This is a genomic window from Nocardioides eburneus, from assembly GCF_040838215.1.
Taxonomy (GTDB): domain Bacteria; phylum Actinomycetota; class Actinomycetes; order Propionibacteriales; family Nocardioidaceae; genus Nocardioides; species Nocardioides eburneus.
This window is the reverse complement of sequence record NZ_JBFPJR010000003.1, coordinates 107,659-127,905: the sequence shown is the minus strand read 5'-3', so window position 1 is coordinate 127,905 and position 20,247 is coordinate 107,659. Positions and strand designations below refer to the sequence as shown.

At 72.1% G+C, this 20,247-nt stretch carries 23 protein-coding genes; 15 read left to right on the top strand and 8 right to left on the bottom strand.

The window, feature by feature from the left end:
- Positions 1 to 6 precede the first annotated feature (6 nt).
- Positions 7 to 648: a 2-phospho-L-lactate guanylyltransferase gene (gene cofC / locus AB3X52_RS02600; protein WP_367991217.1), complete on the bottom strand. Its 642-nt coding sequence runs from the start codon at positions 646 to 648 to the stop codon at positions 7 to 9.
- A gap of 73 nt (positions 649 to 721) precedes the next feature.
- Here cofC and AB3X52_RS02595 point away from each other — a divergent pair, with 73 nt between their 5' ends.
- Together AB3X52_RS02595 and AB3X52_RS02590 are read left to right on the top strand one after the other, a co-directional pair.
- Positions 722 to 1,489: a lysophospholipid acyltransferase family protein gene (locus AB3X52_RS02595; protein ID WP_367991216.1), complete on the top strand. Its 768-nt coding sequence runs from the start codon at positions 722 to 724 to the stop codon at positions 1,487 to 1,489.
- Positions 1,486 to 2,490, top strand: coding sequence for an NAD(P)H-dependent glycerol-3-phosphate dehydrogenase (locus AB3X52_RS02590; RefSeq protein WP_367991215.1), 1,005 nt, complete (start codon positions 1,486 to 1,488; stop codon positions 2,488 to 2,490). The genes AB3X52_RS02595 and AB3X52_RS02590 overlap by 4 nt, the downstream gene beginning before the upstream one ends.
- Before the next feature lie 51 nt (positions 2,491 to 2,541).
- Here AB3X52_RS02590 and AB3X52_RS02585 read toward each other — a convergent pair whose 3' ends face one another.
- On the bottom strand, positions 2,542 to 3,633 hold the full coding sequence (locus AB3X52_RS02585; protein ID WP_367991214.1) for a trans-sulfuration enzyme family protein: 1,092 nt from the start codon (positions 3,631 to 3,633) through the stop codon (positions 2,542 to 2,544).
- Between the two features lie 130 nt (positions 3,634 to 3,763).
- On the opposite strand from AB3X52_RS02585, the gene AB3X52_RS02580 reads away from it, so the two are divergent.
- On the top strand, positions 3,764 to 5,119 hold the full coding sequence (locus tag AB3X52_RS02580; protein ID WP_367991213.1) for a UDP-N-acetylmuramoyl-tripeptide--D-alanyl-D-alanine ligase: 1,356 nt from the start codon (positions 3,764 to 3,766) through the stop codon (positions 5,117 to 5,119).
- A 66-nt stretch (positions 5,120 to 5,185) separates the two neighbouring features.
- Positions 5,186 to 6,334 (top strand): D-alanine--D-alanine ligase family protein, encoded by a 1,149-nt coding sequence (locus AB3X52_RS02575; RefSeq protein WP_367991212.1) that lies wholly within the window; start codon positions 5,186 to 5,188, stop codon positions 6,332 to 6,334.
- 62 nt (positions 6,335 to 6,396) lie between these two features.
- On the opposite strand, the gene AB3X52_RS02570 is transcribed toward AB3X52_RS02575, so the two are convergent.
- Both AB3X52_RS02570 and AB3X52_RS02565 read right to left on the bottom strand, forming a co-directional pair.
- On the bottom strand, positions 6,397 to 7,356 hold the full coding sequence (locus AB3X52_RS02570) for a D-alanine--D-alanine ligase family protein (protein ID WP_367991211.1): 960 nt from the start codon (positions 7,354 to 7,356) through the stop codon (positions 6,397 to 6,399).
- A 20-nt stretch (positions 7,357 to 7,376) separates the two neighbouring features.
- Entirely contained in the window at positions 7,377 to 7,613 is a 237-nt protein-coding gene (locus AB3X52_RS02565) for an Lrp/AsnC family transcriptional regulator (protein WP_367991210.1), read from the bottom strand.
- 130 nt (positions 7,614 to 7,743) lie between these two features.
- Here AB3X52_RS02565 and AB3X52_RS02560 point away from each other — a divergent pair, with 130 nt between their 5' ends.
- The gene (locus tag AB3X52_RS02560) at positions 7,744 to 8,703 is read left to right on the top strand and encodes a thiamine-phosphate kinase (RefSeq protein ID WP_367991209.1); all 960 of its coding nucleotides are present in this window, start codon (positions 7,744 to 7,746) and stop codon (positions 8,701 to 8,703) included.
- 80 nt (positions 8,704 to 8,783) lie between these two features.
- Here the strand turns inward: AB3X52_RS02560 and rpmB are convergent, their stop codons facing one another.
- Positions 8,784 to 8,969, bottom strand: coding sequence for a 50S ribosomal protein L28 (gene rpmB, locus AB3X52_RS02555; RefSeq protein WP_135080083.1), 186 nt, complete (start codon positions 8,967 to 8,969; stop codon positions 8,784 to 8,786).
- A gap of 246 nt (positions 8,970 to 9,215) precedes the next feature.
- Between rpmB and AB3X52_RS02550 the strand changes: the two genes are divergently transcribed.
- The 10 genes from AB3X52_RS02550 to AB3X52_RS02505 all read left to right on the top strand — a co-directional run bounded on the left by AB3X52_RS02550 (position 9,216) and on the right by AB3X52_RS02505 (position 18,128).
- The gene (locus AB3X52_RS02550) at positions 9,216 to 10,850 is read left to right on the top strand and encodes a DAK2 domain-containing protein (protein WP_367991208.1); all 1,635 of its coding nucleotides are present in this window, start codon (positions 9,216 to 9,218) and stop codon (positions 10,848 to 10,850) included.
- Positions 10,851 to 10,909: 59 nt separating this feature from the next.
- Positions 10,910 to 13,153 (top strand): ATP-dependent DNA helicase RecG, encoded by a 2,244-nt coding sequence (locus AB3X52_RS02545; protein ID WP_367991207.1) that lies wholly within the window; start codon positions 10,910 to 10,912, stop codon positions 13,151 to 13,153.
- Positions 13,150 to 13,725 carry a 16S rRNA (guanine(966)-N(2))-methyltransferase RsmD gene (gene rsmD, locus AB3X52_RS02540; RefSeq protein WP_367991206.1) on the top strand — a complete coding sequence of 192 codons (576 nt, stop codon included), beginning with the start codon at positions 13,150 to 13,152 and terminating at the stop codon, positions 13,723 to 13,725. Before AB3X52_RS02545 ends, rsmD begins: the two co-directional genes overlap by 4 nt.
- Positions 13,726 to 13,747: 22 nt before the next feature.
- On the top strand, positions 13,748 to 14,248 hold the full coding sequence (gene coaD, locus AB3X52_RS02535) for a pantetheine-phosphate adenylyltransferase (protein WP_367991205.1): 501 nt from the start codon (positions 13,748 to 13,750) through the stop codon (positions 14,246 to 14,248).
- Positions 14,249 to 14,357: 109 nt separating this feature from the next.
- Complete coding sequence (locus AB3X52_RS02530; protein WP_367991204.1) at positions 14,358 to 14,930, top strand: YceD family protein; 573 nt, start codon at positions 14,358 to 14,360, stop codon at positions 14,928 to 14,930.
- A gap of 71 nt (positions 14,931 to 15,001) precedes the next feature.
- The gene (gene rpmF / locus AB3X52_RS02525) at positions 15,002 to 15,187 is read left to right on the top strand and encodes a 50S ribosomal protein L32 (protein WP_081790257.1); all 186 of its coding nucleotides are present in this window, start codon (positions 15,002 to 15,004) and stop codon (positions 15,185 to 15,187) included.
- Entirely contained in the window at positions 15,108 to 15,911 is an 804-nt protein-coding gene (gene rnc, locus AB3X52_RS02520; RefSeq protein WP_437440527.1) for a ribonuclease III, read from the top strand. Before rpmF ends, rnc begins: the two co-directional genes overlap by 80 nt.
- 6 nt (positions 15,912 to 15,917) lie before the next feature.
- A complete protein-coding gene (gene mutM / locus AB3X52_RS02515) occupies positions 15,918 to 16,847 on the top strand; it encodes a bifunctional DNA-formamidopyrimidine glycosylase/DNA-(apurinic or apyrimidinic site) lyase (protein WP_367991203.1) in 930 nt (309 codons plus the stop codon).
- 14 nt (positions 16,848 to 16,861) lie between these two features.
- Complete coding sequence (locus AB3X52_RS02510) at positions 16,862 to 17,791, top strand: DUF6576 domain-containing protein (protein ID WP_367991202.1); 930 nt, start codon at positions 16,862 to 16,864, stop codon at positions 17,789 to 17,791.
- 136 nt (positions 17,792 to 17,927) lie between these two features.
- Entirely contained in the window at positions 17,928 to 18,128 is a 201-nt protein-coding gene (locus AB3X52_RS02505) for a hypothetical protein (RefSeq protein WP_367991201.1), read from the top strand.
- 127 nt (positions 18,129 to 18,255) lie between these two features.
- Here the strand turns inward: AB3X52_RS02505 and AB3X52_RS02500 are convergent, their stop codons facing one another.
- From AB3X52_RS02500 to AB3X52_RS02490, 3 genes are read right to left on the bottom strand one after another with little or no spacing between them, the layout of a single operon-like run.
- Complete coding sequence (locus tag AB3X52_RS02500; RefSeq protein ID WP_367991200.1) at positions 18,256 to 18,930, bottom strand: phosphotransferase; 675 nt, start codon at positions 18,928 to 18,930, stop codon at positions 18,256 to 18,258.
- Positions 18,931 to 18,973: 43 nt separating this feature from the next.
- Positions 18,974 to 19,366: a VOC family protein gene (locus AB3X52_RS02495; protein WP_367991199.1), complete on the bottom strand. Its 393-nt coding sequence runs from the start codon at positions 19,364 to 19,366 to the stop codon at positions 18,974 to 18,976.
- 4 nt (positions 19,367 to 19,370) lie between these two features.
- A complete protein-coding gene (locus AB3X52_RS02490; RefSeq protein WP_367991198.1) occupies positions 19,371 to 20,186 on the bottom strand; it encodes an AraC family transcriptional regulator in 816 nt (271 codons plus the stop codon).
- Positions 20,187 to 20,247 lie beyond the last annotated feature (61 nt).

The following is a 20,247-nucleotide window of genomic DNA, read 5'->3' as shown; positions in this document are numbered from 1 at the left end:
CCCGCGTCAGTCCCGCACCCCCGCCTGCAGGGCGGCGAGCATCGTGCGCGGGCCCAGACCGAGCGCCCGGGCGGCGCGGAGGTCGTCGAGGGTGTCGACGTCGTGGCGCAGCGAGGCGAGGTCCCCGGGGATCGGCGTCGCTCCGCCCTCCCGGTGGAGGCGTGCCGAGTCGATCCCGAACGACGGCCTGAAGGCGTCGTACGCCGCGGTGTAGAGCGTCGTGCCGCTGCCGGCGGCGTCGACGACGTACGCCGGCGTCCCGGACGCGACCGCCCCGACCGCCTCGGCGAGGTCGGCGGGGCGGAGAGCAGGCAGGTCGCCGCAGAGTGCGGTCGGGACGAGCCCGGGCCAGCGACGCCTGGCCTCGGCGGCGGCCTGGACGATCGTGCCGTTGAGGTCGCCGCTGACGCCGTCGGGGATCACCGCGCAGCCGAGGGCGCGCACCTCCGAGGCGAAGAACGCGTCATCGGTCACGACGAGGACCGCACCGACCGGAGCCGCCGCCAGGCAGGCCTCCGCGGTGTCGAGCGCGAACGCCCGGGCGAGTGCGACCCGCGCCTCGTCGTCGAGGTCGACGAGGCGCGACTTGCCGCGCGCGGGCGGCTTCACGGGGAGGAGGACGGCATGCGTCCGTGCGGTCTCGGACATCGCCCCGATCGTGACAGACCACCCCAGGGTGCATGGTGGCGGGCAGCGGGTCGGGGACCGGTAGCCTGCACCCGTGGGTAAGTACCGGAAGCTTCAGCACAGCCGCGGGTGGGCATGGACGCTCGCCGTCGCCATCGTCAAGCCGACCCTGCTCGCGACGACCAAGCACGAGTGGGTGGGTGCGGAGAAGATCCCGGAGACGGGCGGCTGCATCCTGGCGCTCAACCACGTCTCCCACATCGACCCCCTGACCGCGGCCCACATCACCTGGGACTACGGCCGGCAGTCGCGCTACCTCGCGAAGTCGAGCCTGTTCAAGAACAAGGTCGCCAACTACTTCCTGCGGTCGGCGGGGCAGATCCCGGTCGACCGCGCCGCCGGCGCCGGGGCGCTCGACGAGGCGATCGAGGCGGTGAACAAGGGCGAGCTCGTCGTCGTCTACGTCGAGGGCTCGATCACCAAGGACCCCGCCGGCTGGCCGATGAAGGGCAAGACCGGTGCGGCGCGGATCGCGCTCGAGACCGGCTGCCCGGTCATCCCGGTGGGGCAGTGGGGCGCGCAGGAGCTGCTGCCGGCGTACTCCGCCAAGCCCAACCTCAAGGGTCGCAAGCTCATCTCGATGAAGGTCGGCGACCCGGTCGACCTCAAGGACCTCGAGGTCGTGGAGCACACCCCCGCCGTCATCAACGAGGCGACGGACCGGATCATGAAGGCCATCGTCGCCCTCGTCGGCGACGTCCGCGGCGAGGAGCCGCCCGCGGAGCTCTTCGACCCGAAGAAGGCCGGCATCAGCTCGACGGGCAACCCCCACAAGAAGCGCACCACGGGGGAGACCGCGTGACGGGGAAGGTCGCCGTCTTCGGCGCCGGCTCGTGGGGCACCGCGTTCTCGATCGTGCTCGCCGACGCCGGCAACGACGTCACGCTGTGGGCGCGCCGCGAGGAGCTCGCCGCCACCATCAACGAGACCCACGAGAACGCCGACTACCACCCCGGCGTGGTGCTGCCGCCGTCGGTGACGGCGACGCACGACGTCGAGAAGGCGGTGTACGCCGCCGACCTGGTGGTCCTCGCCACGCCGTCGCAGACGCTGCGCGACAACCTGACCGAGTGGGCGCCGTACCTTCCCCGCACGGCGCCGCTCGTCTCGCTCATGAAGGGCGTCGAGCTCGGCACGCTCGAGCGGATGAGCGAGGTCATCGCCCACGTCGCCGGCGCCGGCCCGGAGCGGATCGCGGTCGTCAGCGGGCCGAACCTCTCGCCCGAGATCGCTCGGCGCGAGCCTGCGGCCGGTGTGGTCGCGTGCGCCGACGAGCAGGTCGCGAAGGCGCTGCAGAGCCGCATCCACAGCCCGGCGTTCCGGCCCTACACCTCGACCGACGTGATCGGCTGCGAGCTCGGAGGCGCCTACAAGAACGTCGTCGCGATCGCGGTCGGCATGGCGGTCGGTCTGGGCTTCGGCGACAACTCGACCGCGTCGGTGATCACCCGCGGTCTGGCCGAGACCAGCCGCCTCGCCGTGCGCCTCGGCGCCAACCCGATGACCCTCATGGGCCTCGCCGGCCTCGGCGACCTGGTCGCCACCTGCTCCTCACCGCTCTCGCGCAACAGGACGTTCGGCGAGAAGCTCGGTCGCGGCCTGAGCATCGAGGAGATCGTCGGCTCGTCCCACCAGGTCGCGGAGGGCGCGAAGTCGTGCCGCTCGCTCCGTGAGCTGGCGGCCGGGCACGGTGTCGACGCCCCGCTCGCGCAGTACGTCGACGAGGTCGTCGCCGGCAACATGACCGTCTCCGACGTCGTCGACGCCATGCTGGAGCGGCCGACGAAGGCCGAGACCGACTGACCCACGCGGCCCCCGGCCGGACCGGTCCGGCCGCTCAGCCGCGATGCGGGCTCACAGGCCGTCGAGCGCACCCTTGAGGTCCGCCCAGATGTCCTCGACGTCCTCGATGCCCACCGAGAGGCGGACCAGGCCCTCGGGGATCGTCGACGCCTCGCCCTTCCATCGGCGGCGCCGCTCGAAGGTGGACTCGACCCCGCCGAGCGACGTCGCGTGCACCCACAGCCGGGTCGCGCGGACGAGGACGTCGGCCGGCCCGGCGCCGCCACGGACGACGATCGCCACCATGCCGCCGAAGCCGGGGTAGCGCACCTCCTCGATCGCCGGGTGGTCGGCGAGGCGGCGGGCGAGCTCGGCGGCGTTGGCCGAGGCCCGCTCGACCCGCAGCGGCAGGGTGCGCAGGCCTCGCAGGGCCAGCCACGCCTCGAACGCCCCGGGGATCGCTCCGATCAGGTCGCGACGGCCCTTGAGGACGTCGTACAGCGCCTGTCCCTCGGTGTCGTCGGCGACGACGATCGCGCCCATGAGGACGTCGGAGTGGCCGGCGATGTACTTCGTCGCGGAGTGGACGACGATGTCGGCTCCGAGCGCGAGCGGGTTCTGCAGGACCGGTGTGGCGAAGGTGTTGTCGATGACGACGCGTGCGCCGGCCTCGTGGGCGGCGGCGATGATCGCCGGGATGTCGGCGACCTCCATCGCCGGGTTGGTCGGCGACTCGAACCACACCAGCGCGGTGTCCTCGTCGATCGCGTCGATCACCGCGGCGGTGTCGCTGATGTCGACGAGCGTGCTCTTCGCGCGTCCTCGCGCCTCCAGGTCGGCGAGGACCCCGAGCGTGCCGAGGTAGGAGTGCCGGGCGGTGACGACGACACTGTCCGGACCGACCAGGTCGAGGACCGTGGCCACCGCGGCCATGCCGCTCGCGAAGGCGAGTGCCCGGCCGCCCTCGAGCGCGCCGAGCGCGTCCTCGAAGGCGGTCCACGCGTCGTTGGCATAGCGGCCGTACTCCTTCGCACCGCCGGCGACGTAGGTCGAGGCCATCGTGATCGGGACGTTCAGCGGCTGGTCGGGGTCGTGCGGCGGCCGGCCGGCGTGGATGGCACGGGTCGCAGGGCAGAGGTCGGCGGGCAGCGGGTTCGAGGACACGCGACGACACTAACGATCCGGGGCCGAATCGGTGCAGGCGCCCGGTTAGGGTGGGCGCGTTCCGACGACTGGAGGCGCCCGCTTGATCCCGCTATCGCTACGACAGATCGCCGACGTCGTGGGAGGCCGGGTGACCGGCTCGGACGATCCCGAGCAGGTGGTCGTCTCCGGGCCGGTCGTGAAGGACAGCCGGGAGGCCGGCGCCGGGAGTCTGTTCGCGGCGTTCGTCGGTGAGCACAGCGACGGCCACGAGCACGCACCGCAGGCGGCGTCACTCGGCGCGGTCGCGGCGCTGGGCAGCCGTCCGACCGTGCTGCCGACGGTCGTCGTCGACGAGCCGCAGGCCGCGCTGCAGCGGCTGGCGACGTACGTCGTCGACGTCGTGCGGGACCGCGGCGACCTGACCGTGCTCGCGCTCACCGGCTCGCAGGGCAAGACTTCCACGAAGGACCTCCTCGCGTCGATCCTGGCGGGCGTCGCCCCGACGGTCGCCACGTTCGGCTCCTACAACAACGAGCTCGGCGTCCCGCTCACCGTGCTCGGGATCGATGTGGCCACGCGGTTCCTCGTCCTCGAGATGGGGGCGCGGGGACGGGGCCACATCACCGAGCTCACCACCATCGCGCCGCCGGACGTCGCGATCGTCCTCAACGTCGGCAGCGCCCACCTCGGCGAGTTCGGCTCCCGGGATGCCATCGCCACGGCGAAGGGGGAGCTGGTGAGCGGCCTCCGGGCGGGCGGCACGGCTGTGCTCAACGCCGACGACGAGCGCGTGGCGGCCATGGCCGGCCTCACCGCCGGGCGGGTGGTGACCTTCGGCAGCCGTGCCCCTGCGGAGGTGTCGGTGGCCGACGTGACCCTCGACCAGGGCGGTCGGCCGACGTTCAGACTGACGGCTCCGGCCGGCCCCGCGCGGGTCGCGCTCAAGGTGGTGGGCGCCCATCAGGTGATGAACGCCGCGGCGGCGGCCGCCGCCGCACTGACGGCCGGAGCGACGCTCGAGCAGGTCGTGGACGGCCTCACGGCGGTGACCGCGCTCTCGAAGTGGCGGATGGAGGTGCACGAGCTCGCCGACGGCGTGACGGTGCTCAACGACGCCTACAACGCCAATCCCGACTCGATGCGGGCCGGTCTCGACTCGCTGATGGCGCTCGGGGCCGGTGGGGCGGCGGGCGGACGGACGATCGCCGTGCTCGGCGAGATGCGCGAGCTGGGCCCGACCAGCGACCAGGAGCACGCTGCGATCGGCGCCTACGCCGTCGAGCGCGGCGTCCAGCAGCTCCTCGTCGTCGGTCCGGGCGCCGAGGCGATCCACGATGCCGCGGAGCAGGCGAGCGCCGGCGTCAGCGTGGCCGTGGCCGACAACGACGCGGCGTCTGCCTGGCTCGACGCCCACCTTCGCCCCGGCGACGTCGTCCTGTTCAAGGCGTCGAACGGCGCTCGGCTCTACGACGTCGCGGCCGCTGTGGTGGCCTCGAGAGCATGACGGCGAACGTCGCGACCCGCGCCGGGGATCCCGGGCGCCACCCACCGCTCAACTAGACTCGACGCCGTGCCTGAGACCGTCAGCGACCCCGCCCAGCCCGCCCGGAGGACCCGGGTGGCCCTCCTCTTCGGAGGCAGGTCGGGGGAGCATGCCATCTCGGCGGCCACCGCCGCGGGCGTCATGAAGGCGATCGACCGGGAGAAGTACGACGTCATCCCGGTCGGGATCACGCGCTCCGGCCAGTGGGTGGTCGCCTCGGACGACCCGGCCCGCTGGGAGCTGGCCTCCGGTCGGCTGCCCGAGGTCACCGCCGAGTCGGGGGCGGAGGTCGTGCTGGCCTCCTCCGGGGCGGGCACGGTGCTCCAGGTGCTCGAGCCGGGCTCGGTTCCCTCGGTCCTCGGCGAGGTGGACGTGGTCTTCCCGCTGCTGCACGGCCCGTTCGGCGAGGACGGCACCGTCCAGGGGCTCCTCGAGCTGGCGGACGTGCGCTACGTCGGCGCGGGTGTCCTCGCCTCCGCGGTCGGCATGGACAAGCACTACATGAAGCTCGTGTTCGCGGGCCACGGTCTCGCCGTCGGCCCGCACGTCGTCGTGCCGCCGCGCGACTGGGAGCAGCGCCGGGCCGAGGTGCTGACGCGGGTGCAGAACGAGCTCAAGCTGCCGGTCTTCGTGAAGCCGGCGCGGGCCGGGTCCTCGCTCGGCGTGACACGCGTCGACGATCTCGCCGACCTGCCACACGCGATCGAGGCGGCTCGCGTCCACGACCCCAAGGTGCTCGTCGAGCAGGGCATCGAGGGCCGCGAGATCGAGTGCGCGGTGCTGGGCGGTCGAGGAGGCGCTGCTCCGCGCGCGTCCGTGCCGGGCGAGATCGTCGTCGACCACGAGTCGGTCGACTTCTACGACTTCGAGGCGAAATACCTCAGCGCCACCCAAGCCCGCACCCAGGCGCCCGCTGACCTTCCGGGCGAGGTGGCCGAGAAGGTGCGCGACGTCGCCGTACGCGCGTTCGAGGCCGTCGGCGCCGAGGGGATCTCCCGGGTGGACGTCTTCGTGACCCCGGAGGGTGAGGTCGTCGTCAACGAGATCAACACGATGCCCGGGTTCACCCCGATCTCGATGTATCCCAAGATGTGGGAGGCGAGCGGGCTGAGCTACCCCGACCTCATCGACGAGCTCATCAAACTCGCGCTCGAGCGGCCGACCGGCCTGCGCTGACCGGCCTGCGCTGACCGGCCTGGGGCGACCGACGGGCGCGGTCAGCGCGGACCCGGTCGAGGTCAGGAGCGGGCGACGGCCCGCTTGAGGAGGTCGAGCGCGACCGCGCCGAGGGACGTCCCGGAGGCCGTGCAGGCATAGGGGAAGACCGAGGTCTCGGTGGTGCCCGGGGTGATGGCGACCTCGAGGACGACGAACGACCCGTCCGGGCTGACGATGAAGTCGCTGCGGGAAAGGTCGCGGAGACCGAGGATCTCGTGGGCGCGCACGGCGGTCTCGCCGAGCCGGTCGAGGAGGTCCTGCGGCAGGTCGGGCTTGGCGAGCCCGACGAACTCCGCGGTGTAGCGCGCCGCGAAGTCGAACTCGTGGCCCTTGGTGAAGTCGATGTGGACGGGCGTGAGCGGAGCGAGGCCCTCGTCGGTCTCGCGGACGACGACGCTCACGTCGATCCCGGCGTAGAAGCGCTCCACGAGCGCCTCCTCGCAGTAGGCGTAGGTGCCGACGAGCGCCGAGGGCAGCGTCGCGAGTCCGTCGACGCCGGTCACGCCGAGGGCGGACCCGCCGCGGGACGGCTTCACCACGACACGCTCGCCGAGCCGCTCGATGACGTGCTCCATGAGCGCGTTGGCGCCGATGTCGCGGAACGTCTGGGCCGACAGGCCGACGCTGTCCGGCACGGGAAGGCCACCGCGTCGCAGCAGTTCGCGGGCCGTGGCCTTGTCGTAGGCGACCCGGCAGGCGCGCGAGGTGGAGCCGACGTACGGCATCGCGATGAGCTCGAGGAGCGTCTGGATCTCGCCGTCCTCCCCGAACTGGCCGTGCAGCGCCGGCAGGGCGGCCACGACCTTGTCGCGCTCCAGGTTGTGGAGCAGCCCGCGGTCGAAGTCGTACGGCGCCGCCTCGATGCCGAGCGCGCGCAGCGCCCGCACGAGGTTGCGACCGCTGGCCAGCGAGACGTCACGCTCGTGGCTGAGACCGCCGGCGATGACCGCGATGGGACCGGGAAGCTCGGGGGAGGACATGTGAAGTCGCTCTGATCCGCTCAGATGTGGACGACCGGGCAGGTCAGGGTCCGGGTGATGCCTTCGAGGGTCTGGACCTTGGCGACCACCAGCTTGCCCAGCTCGTCGACGTTGCGCGCCTCGGCGCGGACGATGACGTCGTAGGGACCGGTGACGTCCTCCGCGAGGGTGACGCCCTTGATCTTGGCGATCTCGCCGGCGACCTCGGCGGCCTTGCCGACGTCGGTCTGGATGAGGATGTAGGCCTGCACGACCATTGCGCACTCCTTGCTGCTGGGGGTGCCTTCGTTGGCACTGGTCCGCCGGTCAACCTATCGTGACGCGCCGACGGACGCTCACCTGGACCCAATGCCCGGACATCATCTCGCGGCACGGTTGGATGGGTCCATGCCGATCCCGCGCGATGCCACGCTTGCCGACGTCGGTGAGTTCGGACTGATCTCCGAGCTCGTCAGCCACTTCCCCCAGGGCGAGCACGTGCTCGTCGGTCCGGGCGACGACGCCGCGGTGCTGCGCATCAAGCAGGGTCACGTCGTCGTCTCGACCGACCTGCTCGTGGAGGGGCGTCACTTCCGGCGGGACTGGTGCGACGCGGCCGACGTCGGCCATCGGGCGGCGGCGCAGAACCTCGCCGACATCAACGCCATGGGCGGCACCGGTCACTCGCTCACACTGGGGCTGGCCGCGCCGGCCGACCTTCCCGCCCGCTGGGCGGTCGAGATGGCCGAGGGCTTCGCCGCCGAGTGCGGACTCGTCGACGCCTCGGTCGTCGGCGGCGACCTGACCCGGGCCGACCAGATCGTCGTGGCGGTCTCGGTCCTGGGCGCGGTCAGGAAGGCGCCGATCCTGCGCTCGGGGGCCCGCCCGGGCGACGTCCTGGCCCTGTGCGGGCGTCAGGGCTGGGCCGCCGGCGGCCTGGCCATCCTCAAGCGTGGTTTCCGCTCGCCGCGGGCGCTCGTCGAGGCCTACCGCCGTCCGGAGCCGCCGTACGCCGCCGGGCCGGCCGCCGCGGAGGCCGGCGCCACGTCGCTGATCGACATCTCCGACGGGCTTCTCGCCGAGGCGGGCCACTTGGCGGCCGACTCGGGCGTCGCGATCGACGTACGCACCGATTCCCTGGTCGTGCCCGAGCCGCTCCACGCCGTCGCGTCGGCCACCGGCGCCGACCCACTCACCTTCGTGCTCGGCGGGGGAGACGATCATGCGCTGCTCGGCACGTTCCCCGCCGACGCCGCCCTGCCGGAGGGCTGGACGGTCATCGGCGCGGTCGGGGAGCGGACCGACGGCCCGCTCGTGACGGTCGACGGCGAGGAGTACGACGGGCCCACCGGCTGGACCCATTTCTGAGCCCGTGCCGGACCGCCTGACCGGCGAAATGAACGAGGGCCGTCACCCGCGTGGGTGACGGCCCTCGGCCGATCAGAACGTCAGCGCGTGACCTTGCCGGCCTTGAGGCAGGAGGTGCAGACGTTGAGACGCTTGGGGGTGCCGTTGACGGTCGCCCGCACTCGCTGGATGTTGGGGTCGAAGCGGCGCTTCGTGATCTTGCGGGACCACGGCCGGTTGTTGCCGAAGCCCGGCTTCTTGGCGCAGATGTCGCAGACGGCAGCCACCGTGAACTCCTGGTTGAATCGTGTGTCTAGGTCGAGGTGTCGCCGGCGACCGCGAGGTCGAGCCGGAGATCCGGCCGGGGCAACCAAAGGATGGTATCCGGTCCGGCGGCGTCGGGCGAAATCGGAGGGCCGCGACGACCTCCCGGCGGGCTGGAAGAATGGCACGGGGTCGCTGGTCCCCGGGGTGCCCTACCCTGTGGGCCGACGGAAGACCGAGATGGGCCGCGACGGGCAAGGGAGGGTGGGATGGCAGCGCTCGACCTCCGGGTGATCCACTCCTTCGCCGACCTTGCGACCGACGCCCTCGCCGCCCACCGCGAGGAGATCGACGCGCTCAACGTCTTCCCGGTCCCCGACGGCGACACCGGCACGAACCTCTACCTCACGATCGCAGCCGGTCGGGACCGGCTGCGCGACGAGGCGCCCGTCGAGCCGGAGGAGGCGCTGCGCGCGTTCGCGCGCGGCGCGCTGCTGGGCGCGCGGGGCAACTCCGGCGTGATCCTGGCCGAGATGGTCGGCGCGCTGATGCGGCGCGTCGCCGAGGCCGGTCCACACGAGCGGCGCGCCGTCGTCGTGGCCGAGGCCCTCAGGAGCGCCGCCGAGGCGTCGTACGCCGCCGTGGGTGACCCCCGCGAGGGCACGATGCTCACCGTCCTGAAGGCCGCGGCGGACGCCGCCGCACAGGCGGTCGAGGCCGCTGACGCCGGAGACGTCGCGGGCTCACCGCTGCGCGGGCGCGACGTGATCGCGGCGGCCGCCCGCGCGGCGCGCGAGTCGCTGGTGCACACGCCTGAGCAGCTCGACGTGCTGGCCGAGGCCGGCGTGGTCGATGCGGGCGGTCGCGGCGTCAGTGTGCTGCTCGACGCCTACGAGACCGCCGTGACCGGGCGTCGGCCGGTGCCCGTGCCGACGGCTCCGGGCACCCACACCATCCCGGTGCCGGGTCACACCGAGCTGCGCGCCGACGGGCCGGCGTACGAGGTCATGTACCTCCTCGACGCCGAGGACGGCCAGATCGCCACCCTGCGCAAGGCGCTGGCGCCGCTCGGGGACTCGCTCGTCGTGGTCGGCGGCGACGGGATCTGGAACGTCCACGTCCACGTCGACGACGTCGGGGCCGCGATCGAGGCGGGCATCGCCGCCGGCCGCCCCCACAGCATCCATGTCACCCACTTCGCCGAGCAGGTCGCGCCGCGTGCCCCGGTAGGACGGGCAGGCCGGCGGGTCGTCGCCGTGGCGGCCGGCCCCGGCCTGACCCGGCTCTTCGAGAGTGCCGGCGCGGTCGTCGTCGAGGGCGGCCCGCGCCGCCGACCCTCCAGCAGCCTGCTGCTGGCCGCGATCACCGACTGCGGCGCCGCCGAAGTGATCGTGCTGCCGAACGACCACGACTCGGCGCGCGCGGCCGAGGCCGCGGCCCGTGCCGCCGAGGAGGACTTCGGCATCCAGGTCGCGGTCATCCCGACGCAGGCGCAGGTCCAGGGCCTGGCCGCGATGGCCGTCCACGAGCCGGGGCGCAGCTTCGACAAGGATGTCCTCGAGATGACGGCGACCGCCCGGCACGCCCGCCACGGCGCGGTCACGATCGCCACCAAGCGTGCGATCACGATGGCGGGTCCGTGCATGCCCGGCGACGTCCTCGGCGTCATTGACGGCGACTTCGTGAAGGTCGGCCACGACCTCGCCGAGGTCGCCCGGCACATCCTCGGCCGGCTCGTCGGCGGTGGCGGCGAGCTCGTGACGATCGTCTCCGGTCAGGAGGACACCGACGGCCGCCTGGCCGCTGCGGCCGCCGCCTGGCTCGAGGACCACCACCCGACTGTCGACGCGGTGGTGTACGACGGTGGTCAGGAGCGCTACCCGCTGCTGATGTCGGTGGAGTGACCCGGCCCGCAGCGGCGGCGCCCACAGGAACCACGAGCGGAACGAAGGAGACGGAGCCGATGGCGATCACGCTCGACTCCCCGGTCGAGTCGGTTCTCGGGGCCAACAAGCGGGCGGACCGCTTCACCAAGGGACTCGGCCTGCGCACGGTCGGCGACCTGCTCCACCACTTCCCGCGCCGCTATCTCCGCACGGCCGAGCTCACCGAGGTCCCCGAGCTCCACGAGGGGGAGATGCTCACGGTCCTCGGCGAGATCGAGGACACCCGTCGGCATCAGTACACCGACCGTCGCACCGGCCGGCCGGCGTACCGCGTGGAGACCGTGCTGCGCACCCAGGGTGCGCGGCTGCGGATGACGTTCTTCTCGAAGTCCAAGCATGTCGCCGACTGGCACGAGCGCCGGCTCAGCCCTGGGACCCGCGGTGTCTTCGTGGGCAAGGCCGGCTCGTTCAACGGCAAGTGGCAGCTCACCAACCCGCAGGTGGTGCTCTTCGGCGAGGCCGGCGCCTCCGACACCGACTCCGCCGACATCGCGATGACGGTCGAGGCGATCCGCGACCTCTTCCCGATCTACCCCCTCACCTCCGGCCTGCAGCACTGGGACGTCATGCGGGCCGTCCGCTTCGCCCGGGAGGTCGTCGACGGACTCGAGGATCCGCTCCCGCCCGCCCTGCGTGAGACGTACGACGTCCTCGACCTGCGCACGGCGCTGGACTGGATCCACGCGCCCGACGACCTGGCGCAGGTCCGCGCCGCCCATCGCCGCTTCCGCTTCGCCGAGGCGCTGACGCTGCAGCTCGTCCTCGGCCGGAGGCGCCGCACGGTGATGGCGCAGGGGGCCCAGGCCCGCGTGGGCGGCGCCGGTCACCTGCTCGAGCTCTTCGACGAGCGGCTCCCGTTCACGCTCACGGCCGGTCAGCGGGAGGTGGGCGAGGAGATCGAGGCCGACCTCGCCCGGCCCCACCCGATGAATCGACTGCTCCAGGGCGAGGTCGGCTCGGGGAAGACCCTGGTCGCGCTCCGCGCGATGCTCCGGGTCGTCGACTCGGGTGGCCAGGCGGCGCTGCTCGCCCCCACGGAGGTGCTCGCGCAGCAGCACCACCGCTCGATCACCACCATGCTCGGCGATCTCGCGGGCGCCGGCCTCCTCGCGGGCGAGGAGAGCACCGGCGTCGAGCTGCTCACCGGCTCGATGACGAAGACCCAGCGCAAGGAGCCGCTCAGCCGGATCGCCATCGGCGAGGCGGGGATCGTCATCGGCACGCACGCCCTGCTGCAGGAGCAGGTGCAGTTCGACGACCTCGGCCTGGTCGTCGTCGACGAGCAGCACCGCTTCGGCGTCGAGCAGCGCGCGGCGCTGACCGACAAGGCCGGGACGCCGCCCCACCTGCTCGTCATGACGGCGACGCCCATCCCGCGCACCGTCGCGATGACCGTCTTCGGCGACCTCGAGATCTCCTCGCTCACCGAGCTCCCCGCGGGGCGGGCGGCGATCCAGACCAACCTCGTGCCGCTCGCCGAGCGCCCCGGCTGGGTCCACCGCGTCTGGGAGCGGGTCCGCGAGGAGGTCGAGCAGGGCCACCAGGTCTACGTCGTCGCTCCGCGCATCTCCGGCGACCAGCAGGAGGCGGGGGAGAGCGACCAGGTCGACTACGACGAGGAGGGCCAGGCGCTGAAGCCGCCCGAGTCCGCGCTGAGCGCCGTCGTGGAGGTCGCCGACGAGCTCGCGAAGGGGCCGCTCGAGGGGCTCCGGATCGCCGTCCTGCACGGCCGGCTGACGCCCGAGGAGAAGGAGCGCGCCATGCGCGACTTCGTCCGCGGCGACGTCGACGTCCTCGTCGCCACCACCGTCATCGAGGTCGGCGTCGACGTGCCCAACGCGACCACGATGGTGATCCTCGACGCCGACCGGTTCGGCGTGTCCCAGCTCCATCAGCTGCGCGGTCGGGTCGGCCGTGGCGGGCTCCCGGGGCTCTGCCTGCTGGTCAGCCGAGCCGAGCCCGGCACCCCGGCGCGCGACCGGCTGGAGGCGGTGGCCTCGACCACGGACGGCTTCCAGCTCTCCCGGGTCGATCTCGAGCAGCGGCGCGAGGGCGACGTCCTCGGGGCGTCGCAGTCCGGCGTCCGGTCGAGCCTGGAGAACCTCCGTGTGCTGCGCGACGAGGAGACGATCGTCGAGGCGCGTGCTGCGGCCGAGGCGCTTCTCGGGGAGGATGTCGACCTGCAGGGCGCTCCGCTGCTCGCTCGGAGAGTGGCGGAGATCGAGCGCTCGACGCAGGCCGACTACATGGAGAGATCGTGACGCGGATCATCGCGGGGCAGGCCGGGGGTCGCCGCCTCGCCACGCCACGAGGTTCCCAGACCCGCCCGACGAGCGACCGCGTGCGCGAGGCGCTCTTCTCGGCGATCGAGTCGTGGTGCGGGACCCTGCAGGGTCTTCGCTTCCTCGACCTCTACGCCGGCAGCGGCGCGGTCGGCCTGGAGGCCTGGTCGCGGGGTGCCGGGGTGGTGACGCTCGTCGAGTCCGACCGGCGTACGGCCGCCCTGATCGGCCACAATGCGAAGACGCTCGGCTTCCCGAAGGCCAACGTCGTGAGTGCCCCGGTGGCGAGCACGCTGACGAAACCGCCGGCGGCGCCGTACGACATCGTCTTCCTCGACCCGCCCTACCCGCTCGACGACGCGGCCCTCGCCCGCGACCTGGGTGCCCTGGTCACCTACGACTGGCTGGTGCCGGGGGCGATGGTCGTGGTCGAGCGTTCGGCGCGCAGCCCGGAGCCGGCCTGGCCCGCGGTGTTCGCCGACGTCCGCAGCCGCAAGTACGGCGAGACCACGCTTTGGTACGGTCACGCCGGTCCCGACCGAAGCGCCTGACGCTTCCAGCGAAGGAGTTCACGTGGTACGACGGGCCGTCTGCCCGGGGTCGTTCGACCCGGTGACCAACGGACACATCGACATCTTCCGCCGGGCCGCGGCGCTCTTCGACGAGGTCGTCGTCGGCGTCGGCGTCAACAAGGCGAAGTCGTCGTCCTCGAGCCGGCTCTTCTCCGCGGAGGAGCGGATGGCCATGCTCCGCGAGGCGGTCGCCGAGCTCGGGAACGTGCGGGTGGAGGGCTTCAGCGGCCTGGTCACGAGCTTCTGCGCCGAGATCGGCGCGCAGGCGATCGTCAAGGGACTGCGCGGCGCGACGGACTATGACTACGAGCTCCAGATGGCGCAGATGAACGCCCACCTGACCGGCACGGAGACGGTCTTCCTCATGACCGACCCGGGGATGTCGTTCGTCTCCTCCAGTCTGGTCAAGGAGGTCGCCTCCTTCGGCGGCGACGTGAGCGACTTCGTGCCGCGCCACGTGCTCGAGCGCCTCACCGCCCGCCTGGCCGAGCGGGCGGGCTGAACCGGGTCGCCCGCTCGCGGTGGCGATGGCGCTGTCGTGTTTTGGTCCGTCCCCGCCCCGACGGCTACGATTCTCTGGATTCGTCGTGCCCTCATCCGGAAGTGAACACGTGACCAGCCTGGACCCGAGAGCGCCGCTCGTGCTCGATACTCGCGAGCTCGGCCGCCGCCCGGGGTCCCAGCGGGAGCTGACACGGACGGTGCCGGCGCCGGCGGATCTGGGCATCGAAGTCCTCAGTGTCCCCGAGGGATCGCCGGTCGAGCTCGACCTGCGGCTCGAGGCGGTCATGGAGGGCGTCCTGGTCACGGGGTCGGCGCGAGTCGAGCTCGAGGGCGAGTGTGTGCGGTGCCTGGACGCGATCGAGGACGAAGCCGAGGTCACGTTCCAGGAGCTGTTCGTCTATGACGACACCCGCTCGGCCGCGGACGCCGAGGAGGACGACGAGGTCAGCATGCTCGAGGGCGACCTGCTCGACCTCGAGCCCCTGCTGCGGGATGCGGTGGTGCTCGCGCTGCCGTTCCAGCCGATGTGTGAGGATGACTGTCCGGGTCTGTGCCCCGAATGCGGGGTTCGACGAAAGGACGAGCCGGACCACACGCACGAGGAGCCGATCGACCCGCGTTGGGCGGGGTTGACCGCGCTCCAGCAGGACCCGAGCAGCAGCAACAACAGCAACGAGTGACGTTGGGCCACCCGGCCCGCGCAGAGTGGATCTGGCCGGTCGTCGACCGGTCCTGGTGAGAGGAACGAACAGTGGCTGTCCCGAAGCGGAAGATGTCGCGCAGCAACACGCGCCACCGTCGCTCGGCCTGGAAGGCCGTGGCCCCGACGCTGGTCACCTGCGCGAACCCCGCCTGTGGTGCCAAGCACCTCCCGCACCGCGCGTGCGGCGAGTGCGGCCAGTACGGCGCGCGCGCCGACCGTCGCCAGGTCCTCTGACCGGCCCGGTCTCCTGACCAACTACGTCGAGCTCCGCGCGGCGCTCGGTGATCCGACGCTGGATCCCGAGTTGCTGGAGCGTGCGCTCACGCACCGGTCCTACGCCTACGAGCACGGCGGCCTCCCGACCAACGAACGCCTGGAGTTCTTGGGAGACGCCGTGCTCGGTGTCGTGGTGACCGAGACGCTCTATCTGACGCATCCCGATCTTCCCGAGGGCCGGCTCGCCAAGCTGCGGGCCGCCGTGGTCAACGCCCGCGCCCTCGCCGGCATCGGTCGTGCGATCGGTCTCGGCGAGCACGTCAAGCTCGGCCGGGGCGAGGAGGCGACCGGCGGCCGCGACAAGGCGTCGATCGTCTCCGACACCGTCGAGGCGGTGATCGGCGCCGTCCACCTCTCCGGCGGCATCGAGACCTCGGCGGCGGTGGTGCACCGCCTCTTCGATCCCCTGATCGAGCAGGCCTCGGCGCTCGGCGCCGGCCTCGACTGGAAGACCTCGCTGCAGGAGCTCTCCGCGGAGCGGTCGCTCGGCGTCCCGGACTATGTCATCACCGACACGGGGCCCGACCACATGAAGACCTTCACCGCGCAGGTGAAGGTCGGTGACCGGCTCTACGGCAACGGCGTGGGCCGCTCCAAGAAGGAAGCCGAGCAGGCCGCCGCGGAGACGGCGTACGGCGAGATCCTCGCCGACACCGCCGCGCAGGGCCCCGCGCGGGACTAGGCGCCCGTGCCCGAGCTCCCTGAGGTCGAGGTCGTCCGGGCGGGCCTCGAGCGTCACGTCGTCGGCGCGACGATCGTCGCCGTCGACGTCCGCCACGAGCGGCCCGTGCGCCGCCATCCGACCGGCCCCGCGGGCTTCGCCGCGGAGCTGGTCGGTCGCCGCATCGTGGGTGCCCGCCGTCGTGGCAAGTATCTCTGGCTGCCGCTCGCCCCGCTCGACGGCGAGCCCGGTGACGCGATCATGGCGCACCTCGGGATGAGCGGCCAGCTCCTTGTGCAGCCGTCCTCGGCGCCGTACGAACGTCATCTGCGCGTCCGCCTCGGCCTCGCCGGCGCGGACGAGGGCAGCGAGCTGCGCTTCGTCGACCAGCGGATGTTCGGCGGTCTGTCGGTGAGTCGTGGGGGAGCGGAGCTGCCGCCCGAGATCAGCCACATCGCGCGTGACCCGCTCGACCCGCTCTTCGACGACGCGGAGCTCGTCCGCCGCGTGCGGCGCAGCAGCTCCGGGATCAAGCGCATCCTGCTCACCCAGACGGTGGTCAGCGGCGTCGGCAACATCTACGCCGACGAGGCGCTCTGGCGCGCCCGGCTGCACGGCGAGCGACCCGGCAACCGGCTCACGGCCGCTCAGGTGCGCGAGCTGCTCGGCCACGTCCGCGACGTCATGAACGAGGCGCTCGCCCAGGGAGGCACCTCCTTCGACGCGCTCTACGTCAACGTCAACGGTGAGTCGGGCTACTTCGACCGCTCCCTGCACGCCTACGGTCGCGAGGACGAGCCCTGCGAGCGCTGTGGCGCTTTGTTGCGGCGGGTCGCCTTCATGAACCGGTCGTCCTACTTCTGCCCGGTCTGCCAGCCGGCCCCGAGACGGCGCACGTCGACCGCCCGGTCCGGACGTCGTACGCCGACCACCCCTGCCGCACCAACCACGCGCTGACTAGGCTCATCGTCGTGCGAGGACGTTTCCGACTGACGCCGGGTGGCCGCCATCCCCACGAGCCGTGGTTCCACATCGGCACGCTCGAGGTGACGACGAGCTGGTTGGTCGTGCTCCTGAGCGTCGCCGCGCTCATCGTCTCGGCCGTGGTGGGCTCCGGGAGCCTCGACTACGGCTTCCGCGGGACGCTGGAATACAACCTCACGGCCGCGAAGATGAGGGTCGTCGACGACCTCAGGATCTGGACGCTGCTCACCTGGCCGTTCGCCTACTGGGGCGTCAGCCTGTGGGACGCGATCGCGATCTTCCTGTTCTGGTATTTCGCCTCCGACGTCGAGCGCAGCGTCCTCGGCAAGAAGCGATTCCTCTGGATGCTCGCGATCTGGACCGTGCTGCTCGGCGCGGTCTTCGTCGGGCTCAACGCGCTCGCCGGCGTGGACGCGGAGCTGAGCGGGCTCAGCATGCTCGAGATCATGGTCCTGCTGCTGTGGATCGCCGAGTGGCCGACGCGGATGTTCTTCTTCAACATCCCCGCCTGGGTCGTCGGCATCGTGATCGTCGGCATCCAGGTCCTGTCCTACCTCGGGACCCGGAACTGGACGCTGCTCGTCACCTTCCTCGTCGGCATCGTCGTCTGCGGATTCGTCGCCCGCCAGTTCGGCATGCTCGCCGACTATCCCTGGATCCCGCGGCTGGGGACGCCCCGGCGGCGTGCTCCCAAGACCCCCAAGGGCCGCAAGCGCGACTTCGACCCCGGCCGGCCCACGGTCGTGTCGGGTCCGTGGAGCCCGCCGCCCACGACCCCGCCACCGGCGCCGTCGCGCGACGAGCAGCGGATGGACGAGCTCCTGGACAAGATCCACGAGTCCGGCACCGCCTCGCTCACCGACGCCGAGCAGGCCGAGCTGCGCGAGCTCAGCGAGCGGCGGCGGCGTCGGTCCTGACCGGTCCTGACCGCGCCGTGAGCGCCGCGGGTCCGGGCGGACCGTCGTCGGATTGACCCCACGGCGTCTTGGTGGGACTCTTGAAGACGGCCCGGCGACCCGGGTCTTCCCCGAATCTGACTCGAAGGAACGATTCATGGCCAAGGCGCTGATCGGTTATATGAACAGCGACCTGCGGACTCCCGCTCACCTCACCGCCGAGAACGCTCGGCTGCGTGCGCGGGTCCGGGATCTCGAGGAGCTCGTGCTCTCCCTCAAGAAGGAGAACGAGTCGCTGGTCGAGGCGCATGCCGCAGACCTCCTCGAGTCCTCGATGCAGGAGATGCAGCCCGTCTGAGACGGGCACCCCCACAACGCACCACCACGGACGGGCCCGGCCCGTTCCGATGAGCCGACTCCCGGACATTCCCGGAAGTCGGCTCCTTCCATGCGTGCGCTCTCGCCGGGACCGAGCCGAACGGGGCTCAGCGGTGGACGCGGGCGAGCTCCTCGGCACGCTCGCGAGCCTCGCCGAGGCGGTTGAGCCGGTCCTGGGTCTGGTAGGGATCCTGGCGGCGGAACTCCTCGGCGTCGCCGAGGTGGTCCACGTAGGGCGTGGCGACCGAGGAGACGAACGCCGGGAAGAACTCACCGAGCGACTCGCGCAGCGCGGTCTCCAGCGCCGGGTCGCTCGGCAGCGTGCCGGGCGTGATGAGCAGCTGCTCGAGGATGAGGACGGTCAGGGCCACGTCCAGTCCGGCCGGTCCACGCCGGGCGTTGGACCAGTCGAGCACCACGGGACCATCGGCCGTGAGGACGACGTTCAGCGGATGCAGGTCGAGATGGAGGAGCGGCATCACGCCGTGGTGTTCCAAGGCATGGAGCCGGTCGTGCAGGTCGGCGAGGAGCGTGCCCCCGTCGGCCGGGGACAGGGGCCCCGTGGTCATCGCGCTGGCGAGGGTCGGCCCCTCGACCCGTTCCATCACCAGGTCGGGGCCCGAGGAGCGGTGCACCTCCGGGACCGGGTAGCCCGCGCAGCCGAGCCAGCGCATGAGCTCGGCCTCCTCACCGGCCGGACGGCCGTCGCGGTAGCGGCGCAGCACCAGCCCGTCGGCGTACGCGTAGACGTCGGCGTCTCGTCCCGAGGCGATCAGCTCCATCCCACGACCCTAAGGGAAGCCACCGCGCCGGCACGCCACGATCTCACTCGCCCGGATACGAGCCGATGCTCCACTGGTTGCCCTCGGGATCCAGGACGGTGCTCCCGCGGCCGCCGTAGTCCATGTCGACCGGATCGCGCAGGCTCGTGCCGCCTGCGGCGAGCGCTCTGGCGTGGACCTCGTCGACCGCCGCGTCCGCGTCGACGACCAGATAGCAGCGGGCCTGACCGACACCGGCCTTGTGCGGGTCGTCGGCCTTGCTCGAGCCGAACATCACGCCACCGGAGTCCCGCCAGTCGAACTGGGCGTGCAGCACCACCTCCGGGTGGTCGGGGTCGCGGTAGACCGCCTTCTCGGTGAAGCCGAGTGCCTCGAGGAACGTGATCCCTCGCTCGACGTCGGCGAAGGCCAGGGCGCAGAAGAGTGTGGTGGTCATGGACTCACCTTGCGCGAGCGTCGACCACCTCGTCTTGAACGATTGGGAACATCTCCCGCAAGGTCGCCACCGGAGGTGCCCCCGCCAGCTCGTGCCAGTCACGGGTGAGATGAGCCTGGTCGGCGTAGCCGGCCTGGTAGGCGATCGCCGCCAGGGGTCGTCCGCGAAGGGCGAGTGAGCGGGCATAGTGGAAGCGGAACAGTCGGGCTGCCTGCTTGGGGGAGACGCCGTACTCGGCGCCGAACCGGGTCTGCAGGTGGCGCCGGCTCCAGCCGGCCCGGTCTGCGACCACGCTGACCCGAAGGCGTCCGCGGGAGCGGGAGATCAGGTCCCAGGCGTGCGTGACCTCCGGCGGCGGCCCGACCGGGTCCGTGTGCAACTGGGCGAGGAGGAGGCCGTCGAGCAGCGCGAACCGGTCGGGCCAGGACACCGCGGAGGCGAGTCGCTCGTGCAGCTCGTCCCCGAGGCCGAGGTCGGCCAGGGTGTGCAGGCTGTCCGCGATCGCCGCCACGGGCATGCCGAGCAGTGCGCCGACGCCCGCCGGGGTCAGATCGAGCTGGATGCCACGTTGGATGCCATGGGTGTGGATCAGGGCGGGGCGTACGCCGAGCCCTGAGACCGTGGTCCACCGGCGGGCCCGGGAGCGGGGGTCGCCGAGCCACTCGGTGTCGAGCGGATCGTCGAAGGCGATCACGAGCGTCGCCGTCGGCGACGGCAGCCCGTGGTGGACCGCCCGTGGATCGGGCAGGTAGTCGTAGCCGACGCACCGCGCGACGTAGGTCTGCAACGCCGGGTGTACCCGATGCACCTGCTGGGTCATTCGGCCACGCTACGTCGTGGCTGCCGGGAATCGGGAGCGCCGGCCGGTAGGCTCGGCTTTG

Coding starts and splice junctions, on each gene's coding strand:
- AB3X52_RS02560 (WP_367991209.1), top strand. CDS start 7,744: ATGCCGATCCCGCGCGATGCCACGCTTGCCGACGTCGGTGAGTTCGGA.
- AB3X52_RS02505 (WP_367991201.1), top strand. CDS start 17,928: ATGGCCAAGGCGCTGATCGGTTATATGAACAGCGACCTGCGGACTCCC.
- AB3X52_RS02550 (WP_367991208.1), top strand. CDS start 9,216: ATGGCAGCGCTCGACCTCCGGGTGATCCACTCCTTCGCCGACCTTGCG.
- AB3X52_RS02565 (WP_367991210.1), bottom strand. CDS start 7,613: ATGGTCGTGCAGGCCTACATCCTCATCCAGACCGACGTCGGCAAGGCC.
- AB3X52_RS02490 (WP_367991198.1), bottom strand. CDS start 20,186: ATGACCCAGCAGGTGCATCGGGTACACCCGGCGTTGCAGACCTACGTC.
- AB3X52_RS02570 (WP_367991211.1), bottom strand. CDS start 7,356: ATGTCCTCCCCCGAGCTTCCCGGTCCCATCGCGGTCATCGCCGGCGGT.
- AB3X52_RS02500 (WP_367991200.1), bottom strand. CDS start 18,930: ATGGAGCTGATCGCCTCGGGACGAGACGCCGACGTCTACGCGTACGCC.
- AB3X52_RS02495 (WP_367991199.1), bottom strand. CDS start 19,366: ATGACCACCACACTCTTCTGCGCCCTGGCCTTCGCCGACGTCGAGCGA.
- cofC (WP_367991217.1), bottom strand. CDS start 648: ATGTCCGAGACCGCACGGACGCATGCCGTCCTCCTCCCCGTGAAGCCG.
- AB3X52_RS02545 (WP_367991207.1), top strand. CDS start 10,910: ATGGCGATCACGCTCGACTCCCCGGTCGAGTCGGTTCTCGGGGCCAAC.